Source organism: Nonomuraea montanisoli (assembly GCF_013363975.1).
Taxonomy (GTDB): Bacteria; Actinomycetota; Actinomycetes; order Streptosporangiales; family Streptosporangiaceae; genus Nonomuraea; species Nonomuraea montanisoli.
Genome location: NZ_JABWGN010000008.1, coordinates 140,680 through 162,909, shown reverse-complemented (window position 1 = coordinate 162,909; position 22,230 = coordinate 140,680). Strand labels below are relative to the sequence as shown.

Below are 22,230 nucleotides of genomic sequence, written 5' to 3'. Positions count from 1 at the left end.
CGGTGGCCCAGCCAGAGACGGCACCCCCGCAGACGGCACCCGCGCCTGTCCCGGCGCCGGTCACGCCCGCGCCCGGGGTGCGCATCGACGGCCTGACCGTCGTCTACAAGACCACCGCGGGCGAGCTGCCGGCCGTGCGCGACGTCAGCCTCACCCTGGAGCCCGGCACGATCACCGGCATCGTCGGCGAGTCCGGCTCCGGCAAGTCCACGCTGGCGCTGTCGCTGCTCAACGCGGTGCAGCCGCCCGGGCGGATCGCGACCGGCAGCGTCGAGATCGACGGGCTCGGCGACGTCGTCGGGCTCGCGGGCGAGCGGCTGCGCAAGGCGCGCGGCGCGCACATCGGGTACGTCTTCCAGGCGGCCCAGAACTCCCTGAACCCGCTCAAGACGGTCGGCAAGCAGCTCCTCGACCTGGGCCGCTCCCACGGCGTGGACGACCTGCGCGGCCTGGTCCGCGAGGCCAAGGAGCTGCTCGGCCGGATGGGCCTGGACGGCGCCCGGGTGCTCGACTCGCACCAGCACGAGCTGTCCGGCGGCATGCGGCAGCGGGTCGGCATCATGCTGGCCCTGGTGCTCAACGCCCACCTCGTCGTCCTCGACGAGCCGACCACCGCCCTCGACATGATCACGCAGGCCAACATCCTGAAGATCGTGCGCGAGGTCCACGCCGAGCGCGGCCTGACCACGCTGGTCATCACCCACGACATCGGCGTGGTGGCCGAGGTGGCCGACCGGCTGGCCGTCATGTACGGCGGCCGGCTGGTGGAGCAGGGCCCGACCCGCGAGGTGCTGGGCGCGCCCCGCCACCCGTACACCCGGGGCCTCATCCAGGCCATCCCGCGCCTGGTCGGCGACATCGACGAGGCGCGGGCGCTGCCCGGCCGGCCGCCGACGCTGGCGACCGTGCCGAAGCAGGGCTGCGTGTTCCGCGAACGCTGCGCCCTGCGCATGGACATCTGTGAGACCGACGATCCGGCGGCCCTGGCCGACGGGCCGAGGATCGTGGCCTGCCACGCGGTGGGCGTGAAGGAGCGCGCGTGATCACGGCTACCGGCATCACCAGGACCTTCAAGCAGCGGGGCGGCGTGCTCGCCGGGCGCGAGGTGAAGGCGCTGCGCGGCGTCGACTTCTCGATCGCCAAGGGCGGGGCCGCCTCGTTCATCGGCGAGTCGGGCTGCGGCAAGACCACGCTGGGCCGGATCATCGCCGGGCTGGAGTCGTACGACGGCGGCGAGATCGCCATCGACGGCGCGCCGATGACGCCGCTCAAGCCCAAGCAGCGCCAGCCGCACTTCCGCAAGATCCAGATGATCCACCAGGACCCGTACTCGGCCCTGAACCCGACCCGCACCATCCACCAGACCCTCCAGGCGCCGCTGGCGCTGCGGGCCCGTCAGACCGGCCGCTCGAAGCAGTGGATGGAGGAGCGGGCCGCCGAGGTGCTGTCGCTGGTCGGCCTCGACCCGGGCAGCGTGCTGTCGCGCTACCCGCACCAGCTCTCCGGCGGCATGCGGCAGCGGGTCGTCATCGCCCGCGCGCTGACCGTGGACCCCGAGATGCTCGTCGCCGACGAGGCCGTCTCGATGATCGACGTGTCGCTGCGGCTCGGCATCCTGGCGCTGCTGAAGGACCTGCGCGAGCGGCTCGGCGTGGCCGTGCTGTTCATCACCCACGACGTGGCCACCGCCCGCTACATCGGCGACGACGGTGAGCTGTTCGTCATCTACCGGGGCCAGGTCGTGGAGCGCGGGCCGGTGGACTCCGTCATCGCCGACCCGGTCCACCCGTACACGCAGTCGCTGCTGTCGGCCATCCCCGTGCTGCACGGGCTGGAGGAGCCGGGCGAGCAGCCGGTCGTGCCGCTGGAGTCGCTGGACGAGTCGCGGGCCGACTCGGGCTGCCTGTTCGCCCGCCGCTGCCCGTTCCGGAGCGAGCGGTGCGAGAGCGAGCTGCCGCTGCTCCAGGTGACCGACGGCGTCCCGCAGGAGCACGCGTGCTTCCACCCGGAGCGCCGCAGCGTGATCGCCCGTCCGCTGAGCGGCGTGTGATCCGCGTGCACGAGGGTTCCGCTCTGGGCGGGGAGGACCTGGAGCGGGCCGTACGGGCCGCGGGGGCGGCGCTGACGCTGGACGCTCCCGAGGCGGGCGCGCTGGTACGGCGGCTGGCCGCCCCTCCGGCGGAGCGCACCTGGGGCGCGCTGGTGACCGACGGCGGCGTCGTCCTGGCGTCCCTGTCGTCGCGCGAGCCCACCGTGGGCCACCTCGACCTGCTGGCCGTCCATCCGGAGCGGCAGGGACGCGGGATCGGCCGGGAGCTGCTCCGCGCGGCCGAGGACTGGCTGCGCGGGCACGGCGCGACGCAGGCCCGCCTGGCCGGCAACCCGCCGTGCTACGCCTGGCCGGGCGTGGACGTCCGCTACACCGCCGCCGCCTGCCTGGCCGAGAGCCTGGGCTACGAGCGCTACCACGTCGCCTGGAACATGACCGCCCCCCTCGGCCCCGGCGCCGACCTGTCCACCGAGGCCGACGTGGCCCTGCTGGCCGGGCAGGGGGTGGCCGTGCGCCGCGCCGGCGACGACCGCGACCGGGTGGCCGCTTTCGTGGCGGAGCACTGGAACGAGCGCTGGGCCTGGGAGGCGGCCAACGCCGCCGGCCTGCACTACGCCGAGCGCGACGGCCGGGTGCTGGCGTTCGCCGCGTGGGGCGCGCGGCCCGCGTGGTTCGGGCCGATGGGCACGGCGCCGGAGGCGCGCGGGCTCGGCGTGGGCCGGGTGCTGCTGCGCCGCTGCCTGGCCGAGCAGCGCGCCGCCGGGCAGGACACCGCCGAGATCGGCTGGGTGGGGCCGCTGCGGTTCTACGCGCGCGCCGTGGGCGCGCGCGTAGAACGCGTCTTCTGGCTCTACCGGCGCGACCTGGCGTGATGTCACGCGTAGAGCAACGGTCCTCCTGGGGGCGCGGGCTCGGGGCACAGAGCCCTCGGGTCCTCGCCCTTGTCCAGGCACGCCGTGAGCGTGTCCGACCCCCACAGGTGGTCCTCGAAGTCCTCGGGCCCCCACCAGCCGAAGCCGTCCGGGTGGAGCGTGCGGGCCACGTGCAGCATGGACACCCCCGTCAGCACCGGCCGGAACGCGGCCCGGTCGTGGACGTGGAGCTGGACGCCGCGCCCGGCCGTCCCCGCGTGCTTGTGGAAGGTGGGGGTGAACCAGGTGTCGCGGAAGCGCACCCCCGGCAGGCCGAGGGCGTTCAGCTCGGCGGCGAAGCGCTCGTCCACGAACGGCGCGCCGACCAGCTCGAACGGCCGGGTCGTGCCGCGCCCCTCCGAGAACGTGGTGCCCTCGAACAGCGCGGTGCCCGGGTAGGCGAGCGCGGTGTCGGGGGTCGGCATGTTGACCGACGGCATCACCCACGGCAGCCCGGTCGCGGCGGCGTCCATGTCGCGCCGCCAGCCCTCCATCCGCACGACCTCCAGGTCGAGGTCGAAGCCGAACAGCAGCGCCAGCTCCCCCACGGTCCTGCCGTGCCGCACCGGGAGCGGGAAGCGGCCGACGAAGCTCGCGAACGCCGGGTCCAGCTCCGGCCCCTCGGTCACGGCGCCGCCGAGCGGGTTCGGCCGGTCGAGCACCACGAACCGCAGCCCCAGCCGCTCCGCCGAGGCCATGAGGTCGTACATCGTCCACACGAAGGTGTAGAAGCGGGCCCCCACGTCGGCGATGTCGAAGACCAGCGTGTCGACCCCCGAGCGGGCCACCACCTCGTCCAGCGCCTCGCCGGAGCGCTTGTGCGTGTCGTAGGCGGGCAGGCCCGTCCTCGGGTCGGTGGTGTCCGGCTCGCTGGAATCGGCCTGCGCGGTGCCGCGCACGCCGTGCTCCGGCCCGAACAGCGCCACCAGCGGCGCGCCGCCGGCCAGCAGCGCCTCGGCGGTGGGCGTCAGATCGGGAAGGACCCCGGTGGGGTTGGTGATGAGGCCGAGCCGCCGTCCACCCGCCAGAGAGGCATCCGTGGCCAGCCGTTCGGCTCCTGTTCGCACGTACGTCATGAATCCATAGTCTGAAAGATATTTACAAGAGAGAAGGAGAAGGTGGAAATTAGCGTCATGATTGATCCGCTACCCGAGCCCTCCACCGATGGGTCCACCGGCTCTTCCACCGGGCCCGCCGTGCCCGCCGGCGAGCTGGCCACCGAGCAGAGCGACCCCCGTTACGCCCAGATCGACCGGCTGCCGACCGAGCAGATCGCGCGCCTGATGAACCAGGCCGACGCCGCGGTGCCCGCCGCCGTCGCGGTCGCGATCCCCGCCATCTCGGCCGCCATCGACGCGATCTCCGCGCGGATGGACTCGGGCGGCCGGCTGCTGTACGTCGGCGCGGGCACCTCGGGACGGCTCTCCGTGCTCGACGCGTCGGAGTGCCCGCCCACGTTCGGCACCGATCCGGAGCTGGTCCAGGGCGTCATCGCCGGCGGCCCGGACGCGCTGACCCGGTCCGTGGAGGGCGCGGAGGACGACGCCGAGGCCGGCGCCGCGGACATGGCGCGCCTGGAGGTGGGACCGCTCGACTCGGTGGTGGGCGTGTCCGCCAGCGGCCGTGCCCCGTTCGTGCTGGGCGCCCTGGCCGAGGCGCGGCGGCGCGGCGCGCTGACCGCCTCCCTGTCGTGCAACGACGGCGCGCCCCTGTCGGCCGCCGCCGAGCACGCGATCGAGGTCGTGGTGGGGCCCGAGGTGGTGGCCGGCTCGACCCGCCTCAAGGCGGGCACCGCCCAGAAGCTCGTGCTCAACATGATCTCCACGATCGTGATGGTGCGGCTCGGCCGCACGTACGGGAACCGGATGATCGAGATGTCGGCCATGAACAGCAAGCTCGCCGACCGGGCGGTGCGCATGGTCGTCGACATCACCGGCGCCGACCGGGAGACCGCGGCCCGGGCCGTGGACGAGGCCGGCGGGCAGGCCAAGACCGCCGTGGTGATGATCCAGCACGGGCTCGACGCGGAGGGCGCCCGGGCGCTGCTGGAGTCGCACGGCGAGCGGCTGAGCGACGCGCTGAGCGGCTGATCGCCGGGGACGCCGGGGACGAAAGAGGGGGGAAGGTGGCGGAGGGACTCCAGGAGGTCCTGACCGGTGCGGTGCCGCGCGTGTGCTCGGCGGCTGTCGCGCTCGTCGCCGTGGACGGCGAGGTCGCGGCGGCGGCGGTGGCCGGCGAGCTGGTCAGGTACACCGACGGCGAGGGCACCCTGGCCGGCGAGCGCCCGCCGGCGCGCCGCGACTCGATCTTCGACCTGGCCTCGGTGAGCAAGCTGTTCACCACGGCCGTCGTGCTGTCCCTGGCCGAGGAGGGCCGCCTCGACCTGGACGAGCCGGTGACGGCATGGCTGCCCGGGCGCGACCCCCGGATCACGCCGCGCCGCCTGCTCACCCACACGGCCGGGCTCCCGCCCACCCGCCGCGTGGACCTGGAGCTGCCCGACGCCGGCCATGCCGCGCGGCTGGCCGCGATCATCGACACGCCCGTCACCGGGCCCGTCGGCGGGCCGTACCTCTACTCCGACGTCGGCATGATCACGATGGGCCGCGTGGCCGAGCTCGCGGGCGGCGCGCCGCTCGACGAGCTGGTCCGCGCCCGCGTCACCGGCGTGCTGGGGCTGGGCGCGACGGGCTACCGGCCCGGTCCAGGGAAGCTGGCGCGCGTGGCCGCCACCGAGTGGAAGCCGGAACGGACGGGACCTGGTTGTGTGCGCGGCGAGGCGCACGACGAGACCTGCCAGGGCCTGGGCGGCGTGGCGGGCCACGCGGGGCTGTTCGCCCCGGCCGACGACCTGCTGGCCTTCGGCGAGGCGCTGCGGCGCGGCGGCGGGACGATGCTGCGGCCGGAGAGCGTGGCCGAGATGGTCCGCGACCAGGGGGCCGAGGGGGCGCCGTTCCGCCACGGGCTCGGGGTGCGGATCGGCGACCCGGGCATCGTGGGGCCGCTGGAGGGGGCGTTCGGGCATTCCGGCTTCACGGGGACGTCGCTCGTCGTGGACCCGGCCCGCGGGCTGACGGTGGTGCTGCTGACCAACGCCGTGCACCCGCTGCGCGGCCGGGACGGCATCCGCGACCTGCGCCGCGCCGTCGCCGCCGAGGCACTCCGCCTGTCCCGCCCCTGACCGCCCCTGACCACCCCTGATCGCCGCTCGCCCCTGATCGCCGCTCGGACGTCGCGGGCTCGGACGTCGCGGGCTCAGGCGTCGCGGGCTCAGGCGTCGCGGGCTCAGGCGTTCGGGGCGAGGGCCTCCAGGGCCTCCTCCGCCCGGCGCATGGCCTCCTCCGGCTCCGCGGTGACGATCTCGGGGTCGAAGTTGAGGTCGTGGAAGACCTCCGTCACGCCGCGCGCCACGAGGTCGTCCACGTCCCGCCGGATCTCCTCGTACGTGCCCGTCAGCGGCGACCGCTCGCCGTCCGCCTCCTCCTTCGCCCCCGCCGGGCGCACCCGGGTGACGCCGCGGCACACGAGGCGCAGCGCCTCGGGGTCGCGCCCGGCCTCCCGGGCCGCTTCCTTGATCACGGCCACGCGCGGCGCGATGCCCGCCAGGTCCTCCCTGCTGGAGCTGATCCAGCCGTCGGCGAGCCGGCCCGCCCGGCGCAGCGCCGGCTCGGCCGCGCCGCCCAGCAGGATGGGAGGCGCGTGCTCCGGGCGCGGGTCGACGTGGGACGGCGGAACCCGGTAGAACTCGCCCGAGTGCTCGACCACGTCCTCGGTCAGAGCCTTGCGCAGCACCTGCGTGAACTCCTCGACGCGCCGGCCGCGCCGCTCGAAGCCGATCCCCGCGGCCTCGAACTCCTCGCGCAGCCACCCCAGCCCCAGCCCCGCCGTCAGCCGCCCGCCGGACACGATCTGCAGCGAGGCGAGCTGCTTGGCCAGCACGACCGGCTGCACGTACGCGTTGACGACGGCCACGCCGAGCCTGATCGTCTCGGTGACCCCGGCCAGGTACGACAGCGTGACCACCGGGTCGTGGACGCTGCGGTACACGGGCCCCATCGGATGGCCCACCGGGTAGAGCACCCGCTGGAAGGTCCACAGCTCCGCGTAGCCGAGCTCCTCGGCCCGGGCGGCGACGCGGCGCATGTTGGCGGGCGTGGCCCAGGCGCCCGACTGCGGCACGGCGAAACCGATTCTCATGCCTTTAGTCTGTACGAGTGGATCTGGAGGGTGAGCTCGGGGTCATCGCCGCCGCGCACGGCGGCACGGGGGAGCCGGTGCTCCACCCGACCCGCACCGACGTGGTGGTGTTACGCCGGGGCGAGGTCGTGGTCAAGGCGCACTCGCGGCGCGACGACGCCGAGGCGCTGCGGCTGCGGCTGCGCGCCGCGGCCTCGGCCGCGCTGAGCGGCGTCCTGCTGCCCCCGCTGCGTCCCGACGTGATCACGGTGGCCGGCCGCGCGGTCACGGTCTGGCCGACCGGCGCGCCCGTCGCGCACGACGAGCTCGACTCCGCGCCCTGGGAGGAGGGCGCCCGGCTGCTGGCGCGGCTGCACGCGGTACCCCTGACGCTGGTGCCACCCCTCCCCGAGGCGGGCGGCCCGGCGCGGGCGGCCCGCGCGGTGCGCCGCATGCCGGGCGACGGGCCGGTCGAGCGGCTGCTGCGGCGGACGTTCGAGGAGTTGCCCGCGCCCGAGCCGGTGCCCGGCCTGCTCACCCACGGCGACTGGCACCTCGGCCAGCTCGTCCGCCGCGACCGCTGGCTGCTCATCGACGTGGACGACCTCGGCGTCGGCGATCCGGCGTGGGACCTGGCCCGGCCCGCCGCCTGGTACGCCGCGGGGCTGCTCGACCCGGCCGTGTGGGAGCGGTTCGTGGGCGCGTACCTCGCCTTCGGCGGGCCGGCGCTCGGCGACGGCGCCGACCCGTGGCGGCGGCTCGACCTGCCGGCCCGCGCGGTGACCGTCCAACTGGCCGCCGTGGCCGTGGTCAACGCCGGTCGCGAGGGCCGGGAACTCGACGAGGTCGAACACTCGTTAGTCGAGGCGTGCAACAGAATCGTCAGAGCGTGACGGTCGTTGCGCGCGGTAGGTTTTCCCTCAGACATCCGAGGCCAAGGAGACCGACGAGAGATGCAGTGCCCCAAGTGCCGCGGCACCATGCGGACGTATGAGCGCAACGGCGTTCACATCGAGCAGTGCGACAACTGCCGGGGAATCTTCCTCGACTACGGCGAGCTGGAGACGCTGACCCGCATGGAGGCCAGCTACCACGCCGCTCCCCCGCCTCCGCCCGCGCCGGGTCCCGCCTGGGGCGCCCCGCACGGCGGCCACCACTACGGCCACCACCGCCAGCGCAGCTGGGTGGGCATGCTGTTCTCCTCCTGATCACGTCTCCTCCTGATCACGGCCGGCGAACCGACGGACCGACGGGACGACGGTCGTGCCGGCGACACGGCACGACCGCGACACGGCAAGGGCCGCGCACTCCTGGTGCGCGGCCCTTGCCGTGTCCGGGGACCTCAGCCCGGGAAGTCGTCGGGGTCCACGTCGGAGGTGCGGGCGTTGCCGCCGGCGATCGCGTGCAGCGTGATCCGCCAGTCGTGCCAGCGGATCTGGGTGGCGGTGAAGGTGGTCTTGAACTTCACCGATTTCTGGAAGCGCTCGAAGCTGCACTGCCGGGTGAAGGCGCGCGCCTTGCCGTCCCAGTCGACGCCGTGGGTGAAGTAGATCTTGTACGTGCCGTCCCGCACGCCGCTGACCTTGAACTTGGCCTTCTTGCGCACGTACACGCTGAGCACCTTGGAGCCGCCCTTCACCAGCGTGACGACCGCGTCGCGGGTGCCGCCGTTGTCGATCTGCAGCGAGCTGCGGCCGGTGAGGGAGCCCCTGCGGACGTACGAGCCGTTCTTCAGGCGCCTGTTCTTCTTGCCGCCGGCCTTCACGCTGACCACGTCGGCCGGGTAGTCGCCGGCCTGCTGGAGGGCCTGGCCGGCCTGGTCGAGCGACTTGAGCGCGCCGCCGACGTCGCTGAGCGCGGCCGAGGAGGTGCACAGGTCGCGCGAGCCGACCTTGCCCGCGGTGCCGCCGAGCGCGGTGGCGAAGTCGCGCAGGCTGGCCACGTACGCGTCGTGCTGGGAGCGCACCTGGTCGGGCGGCGTCACGGCGGCCAGCGCGGCGGCGCCGCTCTCGACCGCCTCGGCGGCCTTCTGCGCCCGCTGGCCGAGCGTCTTGACCGTGCGGGCCCCGGCCATGGAGCCGATGGCGCCGGCCATGGCCTTGCGCCGGGTCTCCAGCTCGGTCTTGTACGCGGCCGGGTCGAGCGCGGAGGCGCTGGGGGCGGCGGTCCCGGGGGGCGCGGCCGCGGTGCCGGAAGAGGCCCCGGCGGAGGGGGCGGCGCCGGAGCCGCCGGCCACGCCGCTGACCACGGGTTGCCCGCCGGAGGGCCGGTCGGTGGCGGCTGAGCAGGCGCCGAGCGTCAGGGTCGCCAGGGCGAGGACGCAGGAGATCATCCGGGGGGCTGCCACCTGTCACACTATCGCCCGCTTGATCCTTACCGTCAATCTCGCCGCCCCCCGGCCCCGCCCTCGCGTCAGCCCGCGCCCGGAGACCGGATCACCTTTGGATGACGTTGACGCAGCGGCCGTGGCGACCTCCCAGATCTGCGGCACGCCGCCGTCGTCGTGGTCCTCGCCGACCGCATGGCGGAGCAGAGCGCCGTACGCCTTGATCCTCTCGGTCGCGAGGCGGGGCGCCCCGGTGACGCCGTGCGCCCGTTCCGGCGCGAGGAGCGCCTCGCTCCGGACGATTGCGGCATCGACCGACAACAGGTGACACGAGACGATCACGAATGTCGACTCGCGCCGTGCCCTCGGCCTAGAGTCGGCTGCATCACACCCAGGAGGACAGGCATGTCGAGCATTCCCTCCCTGCTGCGCGACCGGATCGCCGCCACCCCTGACGCCGAGGCCTACCGGACGCCCTCGCACGACGGCTGGACCTCACTGTCCTGGCGCGAGGTGGGCGAGCGCGTCCGCCGGCTGGCCCTCGGCCTGGCGGAGATCGGCGCGGGCCCCGGCACCCGGGTGGCCATCCTCAGCTCCACCCGCCTCGAATGGATCCTCGCCGACCTCGCCGTGCTGTCCACCGGCGCGGCCACCACCACGATCTACCCCTCCAACACCGCCGCCGAGTCGGCGTTCATCGTCACCGACTCGGGCAGCACGATCGTCATCGCCGAGGACGACGACCAGGTCGCCAAGCTGCGGTCGGTGCAGAAGGAGCTGCCCGACGTCACGCGCGTGGTCGTCATCGACGGCACGCCCAGCGACGACGGCTGGGTCGTGCCGCTCGGCTCGCTCGACGGCGGCGGCAGCGAGGGAGGCGAGGGCGGCGACGGCGGCGACGGCGGCGACTACGACGCCATGGTCGACGCGATCGCCCAGGACGACCTGGCCACGCTCATCTACACCTCCGGCACCACCGGCCGCCCCAAGGGCGTGGAGCTGACCCACGACAACTGGCTCTACGCCGGCGCCGCGGTCCGCGAGCTGGACCTGATCTCGGGCGACGACCTGCACTTCCTGTGGCTGCCGCTGTCGCACTCGTTCGGCAAGCTGCTCCAGGTCGTGATGATCGACATCGGCGTGCCGACGGCCGTGGACGGCCGGCTCGACCGGATCGCCGAGAACCTGGGCGCGCTCAGGCCGACGTTCATGGCCGCCGCGCCGCGCATCTTCGAGAAGATCCACAACACGGTCGCCGCCACCGTCCAGCGCGAGGGCGGGGCCAAGCTGCGCATCTTCGGGTGGGCCCGGCGGACCGGCCTGCGGGTGGTGCGGGCCCGGCAGCGCGGCGTCGCCGTCCCGCTCACGACGCGCGTGGAGTACGCGCTGGCCGACCGGCTCGTCTTCGCCAAGCTGCGCGAGCGGTTCGGCGGCCGGATCCGCTTCTTCATCTCGGGCTCCGCGCCGCTGTCCCGCGACATCGCCGAGTTCTTCGACGCCGCCGGTCTCACGATCCTGGAGGGGTACGGCCTGACCGAGACGTCGGCGGGCAGCTTCCTCAACCGGCCGGAGACGGTGAAGTTCGGCACGGTCGGCCCGCCGCTGCCGGGCACGCGGGTGCGCATCGCCGACGACGGCGAGGTGCTCGTCGGCGGCCGGGGCGTCATGCGCGGCTACCACGGCCTGCCCGAGGAGACCGCCGCGGCGCTGGAGGACGGCTGGCTGCACACCGGCGACATCGGCGAGCTCGACCCCGAGGGCCGGCTGTCCATCACCGACCGCAAGAAGGAGCTGATCAAGACCTCGGGCGGCAAGTACGTGGCGCCCACGTACCTGGAGGGCCGGATCAAGGCGGCCTGCCCGTACGTGTCGCACGTGTTCGTCCACGGTGACCGGCGCAACTACTGCACGGCGCTGGTGACGCTGGACATGGACGTGGTCCGGCCCTGGGCCGAGGCCGAGGGCCTGCCGGCCGAGGCCGAGGCGCTGCGGGAGCACCCGCGCATGCGCGAGGAGGTCGCCAAGGCCGTCGACCAGGTCAACGCGGGCGAGGCCGGATACGCGACGGTCAAGAAGTTCGCCATCCTGAGCGAGGACTTCACCGTCGAGTCGGGCGAGCTGACGCCGAGCCTGAAGATCAGGCGCAAGGTCGTCGAGGAGCGCCACGGCGCCGTCCTCGACGCCTTCTACGACGGGGCCTGATCCTTCAGACGGGGCGTGCGCCGCAGATATACGCGTGCACGAGTGCGGCCGGGGCGGTCCGGGTTCTCGCCACGGCGCAGCCGCCCGGGCCCACCCCGTACCCCACGGCGTGTGAATCCTCGGAGAAGAGGATCACCTGGAACCAGACGGGCCCGGCGGGTCCCACCGGACCCGCGGGGCCGCAGGGTGCCACCGGCCCGGCCGGACCCGCCGGACAGCCGGGAGGTCTCGCCGGGGTCGAGCAGGTCAGCGGCACGGCGAAGATCGCGAGCGGACGGTCGGCGCCCGTGACGGCGGCCTACCCCGAGGGCAAGATCGCGCTGGGCGGATCCTTCCACGCGGGCACCGCCACCCAGCTCGACTACCCCGACCTCAAGGTGGCGCACATGGGAGTGGACGCGCCCCCGACGAGCTGGAGCGTGCGCGCGACGAACGCGGGACCGGCCACGGCGATCGTCGACGTCAGCGTCATCTGCGCGACCGGCGAGGTGCAGCCTTCCCAGGCCGCCCGGAGACCGCGACCCGCGAGGTGCAGCCTTCCCAGGCGGCCCGGAGAGCGCGACCGGCGGCGCGCGGCGGACGGCCCCCGCCGCGCGCCGCCACGCGTCCACCGCTCGCCGGGAGGCCGACGGGGAGAACAGGCCCTAGAGGATCCGCTTGGCGCCGGGGAGCGACCGGACGAGGTAGGCGAGCCCCCAGCACAGCGGCAGCGAGATCACGGCCACGATGGCGAACTTGACCACCGCCGCCGCCTCCAGCCAGCGGAATGCCAGGGCCACGGCGACGAGCACGATCGGGTGGACGACGTACACCGTGTAGGCGTGCGCCGACAGGAACCCGCCGAGTGGCCCCTGCCGGTCGAACCGCTCCCGGAAGATCACTACGAGCCCGGCGATGATGCCGACGGCGAAGAAGGACTGCCACGCCGCCCCGGCGGCCGACGACAGCACGCCCTTGGTCGTGGCCGACAGCGGCAGCAGCGTGCTCGCGGCCACGGCGGCGGTGATCAGCCCGGCGCGGCCGGTCCGGCGTGGCAGGGTCTCGAACCACCGGCGCCGGAAGGCCACGGGGCCGGCCGCGAACATGGCGACGTACTGCGGCAGGTAGTCGGGGCTGGGCAGCCCGAGGACCGGGACGTACGTGCCCGTCGGCACCGCGAGGCGCCACACGAACGTGGCCACGGCCAGGCCGGCGGCGAACAGGAGGAGCGACCGGAACCGCGGCGGCGCGGCCGGCGCCTCCTCCTGCCCCGCGCGCCGAAGGCCGCGCCACACCGCGTACGCCACCACGAAGACGATCAGCACCTCGGCGAACCACATCGGCCCCGGGTCCCAGGTGCGCAGGTAGAACTCCGCGTACGAGGCGCCGCCGCCCTGGGCCAGGTACTGCGGGAGCGTGACCAGCGGCCGCAGGAGCAGGACGAAGACGAGCAGCGGGACGCCGAGCCGGAGCAGCCGGTCGCGGACGAACGCCCGCCCGCCCTTGCGGTCGAAGGAGGCCGGGGTGAAGAAGCCGGAGAGAAGGAAGAAGAACCCCATGAAGAACGCCTGGTTCACCACGACCAGGATGTCGAGGGCCAGGCCGGAGGGGTCACGGGCATCTTCGACGTAGTACCACATCGGGATGTTGCCGTAGGTCACGGCGACGTGGTGCAAGACGACGAGCAGGGTGAGGACGACGCGCAGGTTGTCCACGGCGAGGAGCCGGGTGGCGGTCCGGGGGTGTTCGGTCTTCACGTGCACGCCCTTTCGAGGAGGTCGGCGAGCTGGCCGGCGTGTGCCTCCAGGTCGTGGTCGGGGTGGGCCTGCCAGTAGGCGAACATCGCGTCGATGGCGGCCTGGTGGGTGACGGCCATGACGCGGACGTCGAAGGCGCGGAACTCCCCGGCCTCCTGCCCGCGGCGGTAGATCGACTCGAGGGCCTGGTAGAGCCCCTCGCTCGTGTGGACGCCGTAGCGGGGCTCGCCGTCGGCCGTGCGCAGGTTGTTGAAGATCTCGCCGAGCGCGGTGAGCTGGACGCGGTTGCCCCGCATGTGCTCGGCGACGGACGTGACGTGCGTCCTGAGCAGCTCGGCGGCCGACCCGGCGCTCTCCATCCGGGCCAGGACGAACTCCCCGATCTGCGAGTAGACGCGGTCGACGACCTGCTCCATCAGCTCCTCCTTGCCGGCGAAGTGGTAGGAGATGACGCCCTTGCTGATGCCGGCGTGCTGGGCGATCCGGGCGAGCGACGCCCGGGCGAAGCCCACCTCGGCGATCACCTCGACGGCGGCGCGCACGATCTGGTCGCGCCGGGCCTCCTCGATGAACGACCGCGCCTTCTGGCCGGACGGTTTATTTTCTGACCGCATGGCCAAAATTTAGCACACACGGACAGAAGGCGTGGATCACGAGTGCGCGCTCAGCCGTGCGCGAGGGGGGACGGGCGGCCGCTCAGGGGCGGGTGAAGGCGGCCGCTCAGGGCCGCGTGAACGCGGCTACTCAGGGGCGGGTGGACGCGGGGCCGCTCAGGGGCGGGTGAAGGCGGACAGGAGGCGGTCGGCGGCGAGCGACGGGGTGAGGGTGCCCGCGAGGACCTCCTTCTCCACCTCCTCGGCGATGGCCGCGACCCGGGGATCGTGACGCAGCTCCGACAGCAGCCGGTCGCGCACCAGCGTCCACGTCCAGCCGACCTGCTGGTGGCGGCGCTTCCCGGCCAGGTCCAGGCCGTCCTGGTGCCGCAGCACCTGGTCCCACAGCTCCGGCAGGCCGTCGCCCGTGAGGCCGCTGCACGTCAGCACGGGCGGCGGCACGCTGTCCGAGCGCAGCATGCGCAGCGCGCCCGCCAGCTCGCGCGCCGCCTTGCGCGCGGCGAGCGCGTGCTCGCCGTCCGCCTTGTTGACCGCGATGACGTCCGCCAGCTCCAGCACGCCCTTCTTGATGCCCTGGAGCTGGTCCCCGGTACGGGCCAGCGTCAGCAGCAGGAAAGTGTCCACCATGTCGGAGACCGCCGTCTCCGACTGTCCCACGCCCACGGTCTCGACGAGCACGACGTCGTAGCCGGCCGCCTCGACGACGACCATGGCCTCCCTGGTGGCCTTGGCGACGCCGCCCAGCGTGCCGGACGCGGGCGAGGGCCGGATGAACGCGGCCGGGTCGGTCGCCAGGCGCGACATGCGGGTCTTGTCGCCGAGGATGCTGCCGCCCGTACGGGTCGAGGACGGGTCCACGGCGAGGACGGCCACCCGGTGACCCCGGCCGGTGAGCATGGTGCCGAGGGCGTCCACGAATGTGGACTTCCCCACACCCGGCACGCCCGAGACGCCCACGCGGCAGGCCCGGCCCGACAGCGGGGTCAGCTCGACGAGCAGGCGCTGGGCGAGGGCGGCGTGGTCGGGGCGGGTGGACTCGACCAGCGTGATCGCGCGGGCGATCCACGTGCGGGAGCCGCCGCGCACGCCTTCGGCGTAGTCCTCCAGCGACCGCACGCGCCCTCCCCTCCCAACCTGCTAGGAGTTTCCCACTTGATCAGATTAACTCCCGCCAAGTCATAACTTTTGACGCTAAGGTGCAGAGCGTAGTCGTCCCAGCCGTCACAGGAGTCACTCCCCTCATGCCCCACGTCGAACCCCTGCGCGAGGGCGACCCGGCAGCGGTGGGGCCCTACCGGCTCGCCGGCCGCCTCGGCGCCGGCTCCCAGGGCGTCGTCTATCTCGCCAAGGCGCCGAACGGGGCGCCGGTGGCGGTCAAGGTCCTGCACGAGGGGCTGGCCGGCGACGACCGCCTGGTCCGGGAGATGACCGCCGCCCGCCAGGTCGAGCCGGTCAACGTCGCGCAGGTGCTCGACGCCTCCGTCAGCGGCCGGCCGTACCTCGTGAGCGAGTACGTGGACGGGCCGTCGTTGCAGCAGGCGGGACGCCGGACGGGCGCGGAGCTCCAGCGGCTGGCCGTCGCCACCGCCACGGCACTCGCGGCGATCCACCGGGCGGGGCTCGCGCACCGCGACTTCAAGCCGGCCTGCGTGCTGCTGGGGTCGGGCGGGCCGCGCGTGATCGGCTTCGGCGTGACGGGCGCGCTCGACTCCAAGCTCTCGGCCACGAGCAACATCGTGGGCACCCCGGCGTACATGGCGCCCGAGCAGCTCGCGGGGCAGGCGGTGGGGCCGGCGGCGGACGTGTTCGCGTGGGGCTCGGTGATCGTCTTCGCGGCCACGGGCACGCCGCCGTTCGGCGACGACTCGCTGCCCGCGGTGATCAACCGCATCCTGCGCGCGGAGCCACGCCTCGGGGAGCTGCCGCAGGCGCTGCGCGCGGCGGTGACGCGATGCCTGGCCAAGGACCCGGCGGCGCGGCCCGCCATGCACGAGGTGCTGCTCCACCTCCTGGGGTCCCCGGCGTCCCCGGCCGCCTCGAACACCCCGTCCTCGAACACCCCGTCCTTGAACGCGACGTCCTCCAACGCGCCGTCCTCGACGCCGCCGCACGGCTCTCCTGCCGCACCGCATCCGTCCTCGACGCCGCCGCACGGCTCCCCCGCCGCACCGCATCCGTCCGCGGCCGGGCCGCACGTCCCGTCGGCCGGCCCGTTCTCGTCCCCGGCCGCGCCGCAGGCCGCACCGGTCTTCCAGGACCGGTCCTCGACCCCGTCGCGGTCGGAGGGCCCGGCGGAGCAGTGGCACACGGCGCCGCAGGCGGCGGCCTGGCAGGAGCCGGTCTCGCAGTCCACGGACCCGGTCCGGCCCGTGACGGGACCGCGGGGCGCCACCTGGCCGCCCGCCGCCGGGGCCTGGGAAGACTCCCACGACCACGACATCCCCCAGCCCACCGCCGCCCCGCCGGGTTCTTCCCACCCGGGGTCCCCCGGCGCGCAGCCGTCCGGCCCGGGGGCGTTCGGCACCGGCGGCGCGGGGGCGTTCGGCGCGGGGGGCGCGTTCGGCACCGGCGCGAGCGGGGCGGGCGTGTTCGGCACCGGCGCGAGCGGGGCGGGCGTGTTCGGCACAGGCGCGGGCGGGGCGGGCGCGGGCGGCGCGGGCGGCCATGAGGCGGACGACGAGTGGGCGTTCGAGGACGGCCCGGTCGGCCAGGGCACGACCGGGCCGGGCACGTCAGGCGGGCATGGCGCGGCAGCGGGCGGACCGGGCGCGCCAGGCGGGCCGGGCTTGGCGGCCGGGCAGACGTTCGACTCGGGAGTGTTCCCCCCGGGCGCGGGCACCCGCGAGGCGTACGACGAGCGCGCCTTCAGCCCAGGCATGGGTGGTCGCGAAGCATACGAGGAACGCGCCTTCGCCCCGGGTGCGGGCGGTCGCGAGACATACGAGGAACGCGCCTTCGCCCCAGGCGCAGGCGGTCGCGAAGCGTACGAGGAACACGTCTTCAGCCCGGGCGCAGGTGGTCGCGAAGCGTACGAGGAACACGTCTTCAGCCCGGGCGCAGGTGGTCGCGAGGCGTACGAGGAGCGGGCCTTCGCCTCGGGGGCGGGTGGCTCGGCGTATGGCGAGCAGGTATGGCCGCCCGTGGAGCGCCCTGACGGCGTACGGCGCCAGGAAGGCGCGCCGCCGGAGCAGTGGGCGCACGACGACACGCGACCCGCGCCGGGCGCGCCGTGGCCGGGCGGCGAGGCGCGGCCCGCGTCCGGCGAGCCGGAACAGTGGGACGAGGAGCCCACCGGCGAGCCCGCGCCCGCGAAGCCGCGCGGGCGGCGCGGCAAGAAGGTGGTCATCGCCGTCGCCTCCGGCCTCACCGCGGTCGCCCTCGGGGGCGCCATCGTGTGGCTGACCCCGTCCTCCCCGCAGCCGAGGTCGCAGAGCCTGGTCAGCGCCTCCTCCGGCGCCTCCCCCAGCGCGTCGCCGACTCCGTCGCGCAAACGGCCCACCAAGACCCGCACCCCCGCCCCGGCCGACCACGGCTCGGCGAGCCCGGACGCCACGCGTTCCGCCGAGCCCGACGGCACCGGATCCCCCACCGCCGGAACGGTCACGGGACGGCTCAGGCTGTCGTACGTGCGCGCCCTCGGCACCAGGAACGGCACCTGCTGGGCCGGCGACCAGGTCACGCTCACCGCGCTGGTGGAGCGCGGCGGCGAGCGGCTCCCGTTCGGCTACGTGTGGATGGTGGACGGCCGGGTCACCGGCCGCGCCTCCACGGTCGTCGAGGAGGACGGCCGGCTGGTCGTGAACGCCCCCCGCGCCCTGACGGCCGACGGCGGCACCCATCTCGTCACGTTCCGGATCACCACCCCGGTGACCCGCCAGCGCTCGCTCTCGCTCACGTTCTGCCAGCCGTGACAGGGTGATCGCAGCGGGCCGCGAGCCCTTTCCACGATCATCTCGACGGTCCGGATCCTGAAGACGCCCGAGACGCCCGAGCCGGCGGAGCGGTCCGTCGGCCCCGCCGCCCCGGCCGCGGCCGGCACCTGCGCGTCGACCGAGCGGAAGATCACCGGCCCGGGCGGGCGAGGGCGCACTCAGCGGCCTGCACCTGGTCCCGGGACGACCTCAACCGGACGTGGACCTGCGCCGACGTCCCGATCCCGGTCGTCGGTGGCAAGGCCCGTTGCGGGCGATCCGCGCGAAGGCCGGCATCGGGCGCTAGCGGTGGCGCTCCTGGAGGTCGCGCAGCAGGTCCAGGGCCGCGTCCGCGATCACCGTGCCCGGCGGGAAGATCGCGGCGGCCCCGGCGGCGCGCAGCTCGGCGAAGTCGTCCGGCGGGATCACCCCGCCCACCACGATCATGATCTCGGACGCGTCCAGGTCGGCCAGCGCCTGCCGGAGCGCGGGCACCAGCGTCAGGTGGCCCGCCGCCAGCGACGACACGCCGACGATGTGCACGTCGGCCTCCACCGCCTGGCGCGCCACCTCCTCCGGCGTCTGGAACAGCGGGCCGACGTCCACGTCGAAGCCCAGGTCGGCGAAGGCCGTGGCGATCACCTTCTGGCCCCGGTCGTGGCCGTCCTGTCCCATCTTGGCCACCAGGATCCGCGGGCGGCGGCCCTCGGCGCGCTCGAAGTCGGCGCACGCCCGCCGCACCCGCTCGATGTTCGCCCCCGGGCCTGCCTCGTCGCGGTACACGCCGGAAATGGTACGGATCTGACCGGCGTGCCGGCCGAACACCCGCTCCAGCGCGTCGGAGATCTCCCCCACGGTGGCCTTCGCGCGGGCGGCGTCCACGGCCAGCTTGAGCAGGTTGTGGTCGAGGCCGGGCTCGGGGTTCGCGGCGGCCTTGGTGAGCGCCTCCAGCGCCCGGTTCACCGCGTCGGGGTCGCGTTCGGCCCGCAGGCGGCGCAGCTTGTCGAGCTGGCTGGCCCGTACGGCGCTGTTGTCGACCTTGAGCACCTCGATCGGCTCGTCGGCGTCGGGACGGTACTTGTTGACGCCGATGACCGGCTGGCGGCCCGAGTCGATGCGCGCCTGGGTGCGGGCCGCGGCCTCCTCGATGCGCAGTTTCGGCAGCCCCGCCTCGATGGCGCGGGCCATGCCGCCCGCCGCCTCGACCTCCTCGATGTGCGCCCAGGCGCGCGCGGCCAGGTCGTGCGTGAGCCGCTCCACGTACGACGAGCCGCCCCACGGGTCGATGACCTGGGTCGTGCCGGACTCCTGCTGGAGCAGGATCTGGGTGTTGCGGGCGATCCGGGCGGAGAAGTCGGTGGGCAGCGCGAGGGCCTCGTCCAGCGCGTTGGTGTGCAGCGACTGCGTGTGGCCCTGCGTGGCGGCCATGGCCTCGACGCAGGTGCGGGCGACGTTGACGAAGACGTCCTGCGCGGTCAGCGACCAGCCCGACGTCTGGCAGTGCGTACGCAGCGACAGCGACTTGGGGTTCTTCGCCCCGAACCCGGCCACGAGCTTCGCCCACAGCAGCCGGGCGGCGCGCAGCTTGGCGACCTCCATGAAGAAGTTCATGCCGATGCACCAGAAGAACGACAGCCGGGGCGCGAACCGGTCGACGTCCATGCCCGCCGCGACCCCGGCCCGCAGGTACTCGACGCCGTCGGCCAGCGTGTACGCCAGCTCCAGGTCGCACGTGGCCCCGGCCTCCTGGATGTGGTAGCCGGAGATGCTGATCGAGTTGAACTTCGGCATCTTCTCGCTGGTGTAGGCGAAGATGTCCGAGATGATCCGCATGGAGGGGGCCGGCGGGTAGATGTAGGTGTTGCGGACCATGAACTCCTTGAGGATGTCGTTCTGGATGGTCCCGGCGAGCTGCTCCGGCTCCACCCCCTGCTCCTCGGCGGCCACGATGTAGAGCGCCAGGACGGGCAGCACGGCCCCGTTCATGGTCATCGACACCGACATGCGGTCCAGCGGGATCCCGTCGAAGAGCTGCCGCATGTCGTAGATCGAGTCGATCGCCACCCCGGCCATCCCCACGTCGCCCTCGACGCGCGGGTGGTCGGAGTCGTAGCCGCGGTGCGTGGCCAGGTCGAAGGCCACCGACAGGCCCTTCTGCCCGGCCGCGAGGTTGCGCCGGTAGAAGGCGTTGGAGTCCTCGGCCGTGGAGAAGCCGGCGTACTGGCGGATGGTCCACGGCTGGTTGACGTACATGGTCGGGTACGGGCCGCGCAGGTACGGCGCCGCGCCCGGGTAGGTGCGCAGGAAGTCGAGGCCGTCGAGGTCGGCGGCCGTGTAGAGCGGCTTGACGCCGATGCCCTCGGGCGTCTCCCACGCGGCCCCCTCCGTCTCCGGGGAGGCGTCGGGGCGGGCCTTGCCCTCCAGCGGCACACCGGTGAAGTCGGGGATCATCGGGCCACCTCCAGGGCCTCGAAGGTCGTGCGGAGCACGCCGAGCGCGTCGCACCCGGTGTGGAGGCAGGCGTCCACGCCGTCGTAGGAGCCCTTGCCGGCCAGCCAGACCAGCCGCGCGCCGGCCTTCCTGAGGGCGGCGGCCACGGCCTCGGCGTGCTGGGCGTACAGGCGGTCGGTCGAGCACAGGCAGGCGACGGTGGTGCCGCTGACGGCGAACGCGGTGGCGATCTGGTCGGGGTCGGCGCCCGGTCCGGCGGTCTCGGTGGCCAGCCCTCCGGCGTGGAAGAGGTTGGCGGCGAACGCGGCGCGGGCCGAGTGGGCGGCGACGGGGCCGATCGTGGCGAGGAACACCTTGGGGCGCTCGGGCAGGGCGTCGGCCAGGTCGCGCAGTTCCTCGTACTCCTGGGCGTACCGGATGACCGGCAGTCCCCCTTCGGCGTCGTGGGCGGCGGACGCGAGCCAGGGGCCGCTCTCGCGGGGGCGGCGCGGCGGCTTCTCGCCGGGGTCCGGGTACTCGCTCACGCCCGTGATCGGGAAGCGGCGGTGCGCGACGTCGGCGGCGCGGCGCTCCCGGGTCGCGGCGACGCGCGCGGACACCAGGCCGGCCGCCCGGTCGACGCCGCCCGCCGCCTCGATCTCCTGGAACCATTCCCAGGCCCGCTCGGCCAGGTCGGCCGTGCGCCGCTCGACGTACCAGGACCCGCCGGCGGGGTCGGCCACCCGGCCGATGCCGGCCTCCTCCAGCAGCAGCGCCTGCGTGTTGCGGGCGATGCGCCGGGAGAACGCGTCGGGCCGTCCGAGGCAGGCGTCGAACGGCTGCGCGGTCACCGCGTCGGCGCCGCCCACCCCGGCGGCGAAGCAGGCCACGGTGACGCGGAGCATGTTCACGTACGGGTCGCGCGCGGTCATCATCGCCGAGCTGGTCACCGCGTGCTGGAGCTGCGCCCCGGGCGGCCCGGCGGCGCCCACGCCGCCCCGGACGCCGGGGACTCCGGTGATGCCCGTCCCGACCCCGCACAGCTCGGCGACCCGCGTCCACAGCCGGCGGGCGGCCCGCAGCTTGGCGACGGTGGCGAACTGGTCGTCGGTCGCGGCGTAGCGGAACTCAAGCTGCCCGAACGCCTCCTCGACGCCCAGCCCGGCGTCGGTGAGGGCGCGCAGGTGGCTCACGCCCAGCGCGATCGAGCAGCCCAGCTCGTCGGCGTCGCCGCCGCCGGCGTCGTGGTACGGCGTGGCGTCCACGGTGATCGCCCGTAGCCCCGGGTGCTCGGCGGCGCAGCGCTGGGCGAGCCGCACGGCGGTGTCCCGGTCGTCCGCGCCGGCGCCGAGGTTGCCCCGGGCGGGGGTGCCGCGCTCGGCGGCGAGGGCGAGCAGCGCCTCGGCCGCCTCGGCGGTGCGGCGGCCGGCCTGCAGGGTGATCGGCGCGAGGTCGAGGTAGACGTCCTTCAGCACCCGGCCCAGCGCGTCCGCGGGGATCGCGCGCTCGCCCACGACGAGCCAGAGCGAGGTGACGCCGTTCTCCAGGTCGGCCAGGACGGCCTCGGGGTCGGCGACGGCGTGGCGCTGCCGCACGTCCCAGCCGCCGGCGGCCCGCGCCGCGTGCTCGGCCCGGTCGAAGGGCGGCGCGGCGGGCAGGTCGTCGGCGTCGTAGAGCGGGGCGAGCGTCACCCCGTCGTACGTGGGGCTGGACAGGGCCTCCTCGGGGTCGCCGGTCTCCGTCCCCGCCTTGCGCAGGACGGCGAGCGCGAGCGCCCGCCACTCGTCGCGGGTGGTCGCGGGGAAGCCGGCTGCCAGGTCCATGATTCGGATAGTAGGCGGAACGCCGCGAACCGGGTAACCCCAGGGGTCCCC

Annotated in this window: 17 protein-coding genes; 9 read left to right on the top strand and 8 right to left on the bottom strand. The window is 74.4% G+C overall.

Annotation, left to right across the window (positions count from 1 at the left end; all coding sequences use genetic code 11):
- The first annotated feature begins 2 nt into the window (after positions 1 to 2).
- The 3 genes from HTZ77_RS21605 to HTZ77_RS21595 are packed head-to-tail and all read left to right on the top strand — an operon-like array spanning position 3 to position 2,922.
- A complete protein-coding gene (locus tag HTZ77_RS21605) occupies positions 3 to 1,043 on the top strand; it encodes an ABC transporter ATP-binding protein (RefSeq protein WP_328808687.1) in 1,041 nt (346 codons plus the stop codon).
- Positions 1,040 to 2,050 (top strand): ABC transporter ATP-binding protein, encoded by a 1,011-nt coding sequence (locus HTZ77_RS21600; protein WP_175591461.1) that lies wholly within the window; start codon positions 1,040 to 1,042, stop codon positions 2,048 to 2,050. The genes HTZ77_RS21605 and HTZ77_RS21600 overlap by 4 nt, the downstream gene beginning before the upstream one ends.
- Positions 2,051 to 2,055: 5 nt before the next feature.
- Positions 2,056 to 2,922, top strand: coding sequence for a GNAT family N-acetyltransferase (locus HTZ77_RS21595; protein ID WP_175591460.1), 867 nt, complete (start codon positions 2,056 to 2,058; stop codon positions 2,920 to 2,922).
- A gap of 2 nt (positions 2,923 to 2,924) precedes the next feature.
- On the opposite strand, the gene HTZ77_RS21590 is transcribed toward HTZ77_RS21595, so the two are convergent.
- Positions 2,925 to 4,037 (bottom strand): exo-beta-N-acetylmuramidase NamZ family protein, encoded by a 1,113-nt coding sequence (locus HTZ77_RS21590; protein ID WP_175591459.1) that lies wholly within the window; start codon positions 4,035 to 4,037, stop codon positions 2,925 to 2,927.
- A gap of 57 nt (positions 4,038 to 4,094) precedes the next feature.
- Here HTZ77_RS21590 and murQ point away from each other — a divergent pair, with 57 nt between their 5' ends.
- Complete coding sequence (gene murQ, locus HTZ77_RS21585) at positions 4,095 to 5,051, top strand: N-acetylmuramic acid 6-phosphate etherase (protein WP_175591458.1); 957 nt, start codon at positions 4,095 to 4,097, stop codon at positions 5,049 to 5,051.
- A gap of 35 nt (positions 5,052 to 5,086) precedes the next feature.
- Entirely contained in the window at positions 5,087 to 6,142 is a 1,056-nt protein-coding gene (locus HTZ77_RS21580; protein WP_175591457.1) for a serine hydrolase domain-containing protein, read from the top strand.
- A gap of 104 nt (positions 6,143 to 6,246) precedes the next feature.
- On the opposite strand, the gene HTZ77_RS21575 is transcribed toward HTZ77_RS21580, so the two are convergent.
- Complete coding sequence (locus HTZ77_RS21575; RefSeq protein ID WP_175591456.1) at positions 6,247 to 7,158, bottom strand: TIGR03619 family F420-dependent LLM class oxidoreductase; 912 nt, start codon at positions 7,156 to 7,158, stop codon at positions 6,247 to 6,249.
- Positions 7,159 to 7,175: 17 nt separating this feature from the next.
- Between HTZ77_RS21575 and HTZ77_RS21570 the strand changes: the two genes are divergently transcribed.
- On the top strand, positions 7,176 to 8,030 hold the full coding sequence (locus HTZ77_RS21570) for a phosphotransferase family protein (RefSeq protein ID WP_175591455.1): 855 nt from the start codon (positions 7,176 to 7,178) through the stop codon (positions 8,028 to 8,030).
- Between the two features lie 60 nt (positions 8,031 to 8,090).
- Entirely contained in the window at positions 8,091 to 8,345 is a 255-nt protein-coding gene (locus HTZ77_RS21565; RefSeq protein WP_175591454.1) for a TFIIB-type zinc ribbon-containing protein, read from the top strand.
- 134 nt (positions 8,346 to 8,479) lie between these two features.
- Here the strand turns inward: HTZ77_RS21565 and HTZ77_RS21560 are convergent, their stop codons facing one another.
- Positions 8,480 to 9,484, bottom strand: a complete 1,005-nt coding sequence (locus tag HTZ77_RS21560) for a hypothetical protein (RefSeq protein ID WP_175591453.1) — start codon at positions 9,482 to 9,484, stop codon at positions 8,480 to 8,482.
- Positions 9,485 to 9,868: 384 nt separating this feature from the next.
- On the opposite strand from HTZ77_RS21560, the gene HTZ77_RS21555 reads away from it, so the two are divergent.
- Positions 9,869 to 11,665 (top strand): AMP-dependent synthetase/ligase, encoded by a 1,797-nt coding sequence (locus tag HTZ77_RS21555; RefSeq protein ID WP_175591452.1) that lies wholly within the window; start codon positions 9,869 to 9,871, stop codon positions 11,663 to 11,665.
- A 644-nt stretch (positions 11,666 to 12,309) separates the two neighbouring features.
- Here the strand turns inward: HTZ77_RS21555 and HTZ77_RS21550 are convergent.
- From HTZ77_RS21550 to meaB, 3 genes are all read right to left on the bottom strand, one after another.
- Positions 12,310 to 13,401 carry an acyltransferase family protein gene (locus HTZ77_RS21550; RefSeq protein WP_328808686.1) on the bottom strand — a complete coding sequence of 364 codons (1,092 nt, stop codon included), beginning with the start codon at positions 13,399 to 13,401 and terminating at the stop codon, positions 12,310 to 12,312.
- The gene (locus HTZ77_RS21545; RefSeq protein ID WP_175591450.1) at positions 13,398 to 14,015 is read right to left on the bottom strand and encodes a TetR/AcrR family transcriptional regulator; all 618 of its coding nucleotides are present in this window, start codon (positions 14,013 to 14,015) and stop codon (positions 13,398 to 13,400) included. Before HTZ77_RS21545 ends, HTZ77_RS21550 begins: the two co-directional genes overlap by 4 nt.
- A 156-nt stretch (positions 14,016 to 14,171) precedes the next feature.
- Positions 14,172 to 15,131: a methylmalonyl Co-A mutase-associated GTPase MeaB gene (gene meaB / locus HTZ77_RS21540; RefSeq protein WP_175591449.1), complete on the bottom strand. Its 960-nt coding sequence runs from the start codon at positions 15,129 to 15,131 to the stop codon at positions 14,172 to 14,174.
- Positions 15,132 to 15,256: 125 nt separating this feature from the next.
- Between meaB and HTZ77_RS21535 the strand changes: the two genes are divergently transcribed.
- Positions 15,257 to 17,926 carry a serine/threonine-protein kinase gene (locus HTZ77_RS21535; RefSeq protein ID WP_175591448.1) on the top strand — a complete coding sequence of 890 codons (2,670 nt, stop codon included), beginning with the start codon at positions 15,257 to 15,259 and terminating at the stop codon, positions 17,924 to 17,926.
- Between the two features lie 303 nt (positions 17,927 to 18,229).
- Here HTZ77_RS21535 and scpA read toward each other — a convergent pair whose 3' ends face one another.
- Both scpA and HTZ77_RS21525 read right to left on the bottom strand, forming a co-directional pair.
- Positions 18,230 to 20,377, bottom strand: a complete 2,148-nt coding sequence (scpA, locus tag HTZ77_RS21530; RefSeq protein WP_175591447.1) for a methylmalonyl-CoA mutase — start codon at positions 20,375 to 20,377, stop codon at positions 18,230 to 18,232.
- On the bottom strand, positions 20,374 to 22,179 hold the full coding sequence (locus HTZ77_RS21525; protein ID WP_175591446.1) for a methylmalonyl-CoA mutase subunit beta: 1,806 nt from the start codon (positions 22,177 to 22,179) through the stop codon (positions 20,374 to 20,376). The genes scpA and HTZ77_RS21525 overlap by 4 nt, the downstream gene beginning before the upstream one ends.
- Positions 22,180 to 22,230: the final 51 nt, after the last annotated feature.

Excerpts from the sequence above, each read along its gene's own strand:
- HTZ77_RS21575 (WP_175591456.1), bottom strand. The coding sequence starts at position 7,158 with ATGAGAATCGGTTTCGCCGTGCCGCAGTCGGGCGCCTGGGCCACGCCC.
- HTZ77_RS21555 (WP_175591452.1), top strand. The coding sequence starts at position 9,869 with ATGTCGAGCATTCCCTCCCTGCTGCGCGACCGGATCGCCGCCACCCCT.
- HTZ77_RS21565 (WP_175591454.1), top strand. The coding sequence starts at position 8,091 with ATGCAGTGCCCCAAGTGCCGCGGCACCATGCGGACGTATGAGCGCAAC.
- murQ (WP_175591458.1), top strand. The coding sequence starts at position 4,095 with ATGATTGATCCGCTACCCGAGCCCTCCACCGATGGGTCCACCGGCTCT.
- HTZ77_RS21545 (WP_175591450.1), bottom strand. The coding sequence starts at position 14,015 with ATGCGGTCAGAAAATAAACCGTCCGGCCAGAAGGCGCGGTCGTTCATC.
- HTZ77_RS21525 (WP_175591446.1), bottom strand. The coding sequence starts at position 22,179 with ATGGACCTGGCAGCCGGCTTCCCCGCGACCACCCGCGACGAGTGGCGG.
- HTZ77_RS21535 (WP_175591448.1), top strand. The coding sequence starts at position 15,257 with ATGCCCCACGTCGAACCCCTGCGCGAGGGCGACCCGGCAGCGGTGGGG.
- HTZ77_RS21590 (WP_175591459.1), bottom strand. The coding sequence starts at position 4,037 with ATGACGTACGTGCGAACAGGAGCCGAACGGCTGGCCACGGATGCCTCT.
- scpA (WP_175591447.1), bottom strand. The coding sequence starts at position 20,377 with ATGATCCCCGACTTCACCGGTGTGCCGCTGGAGGGCAAGGCCCGCCCC.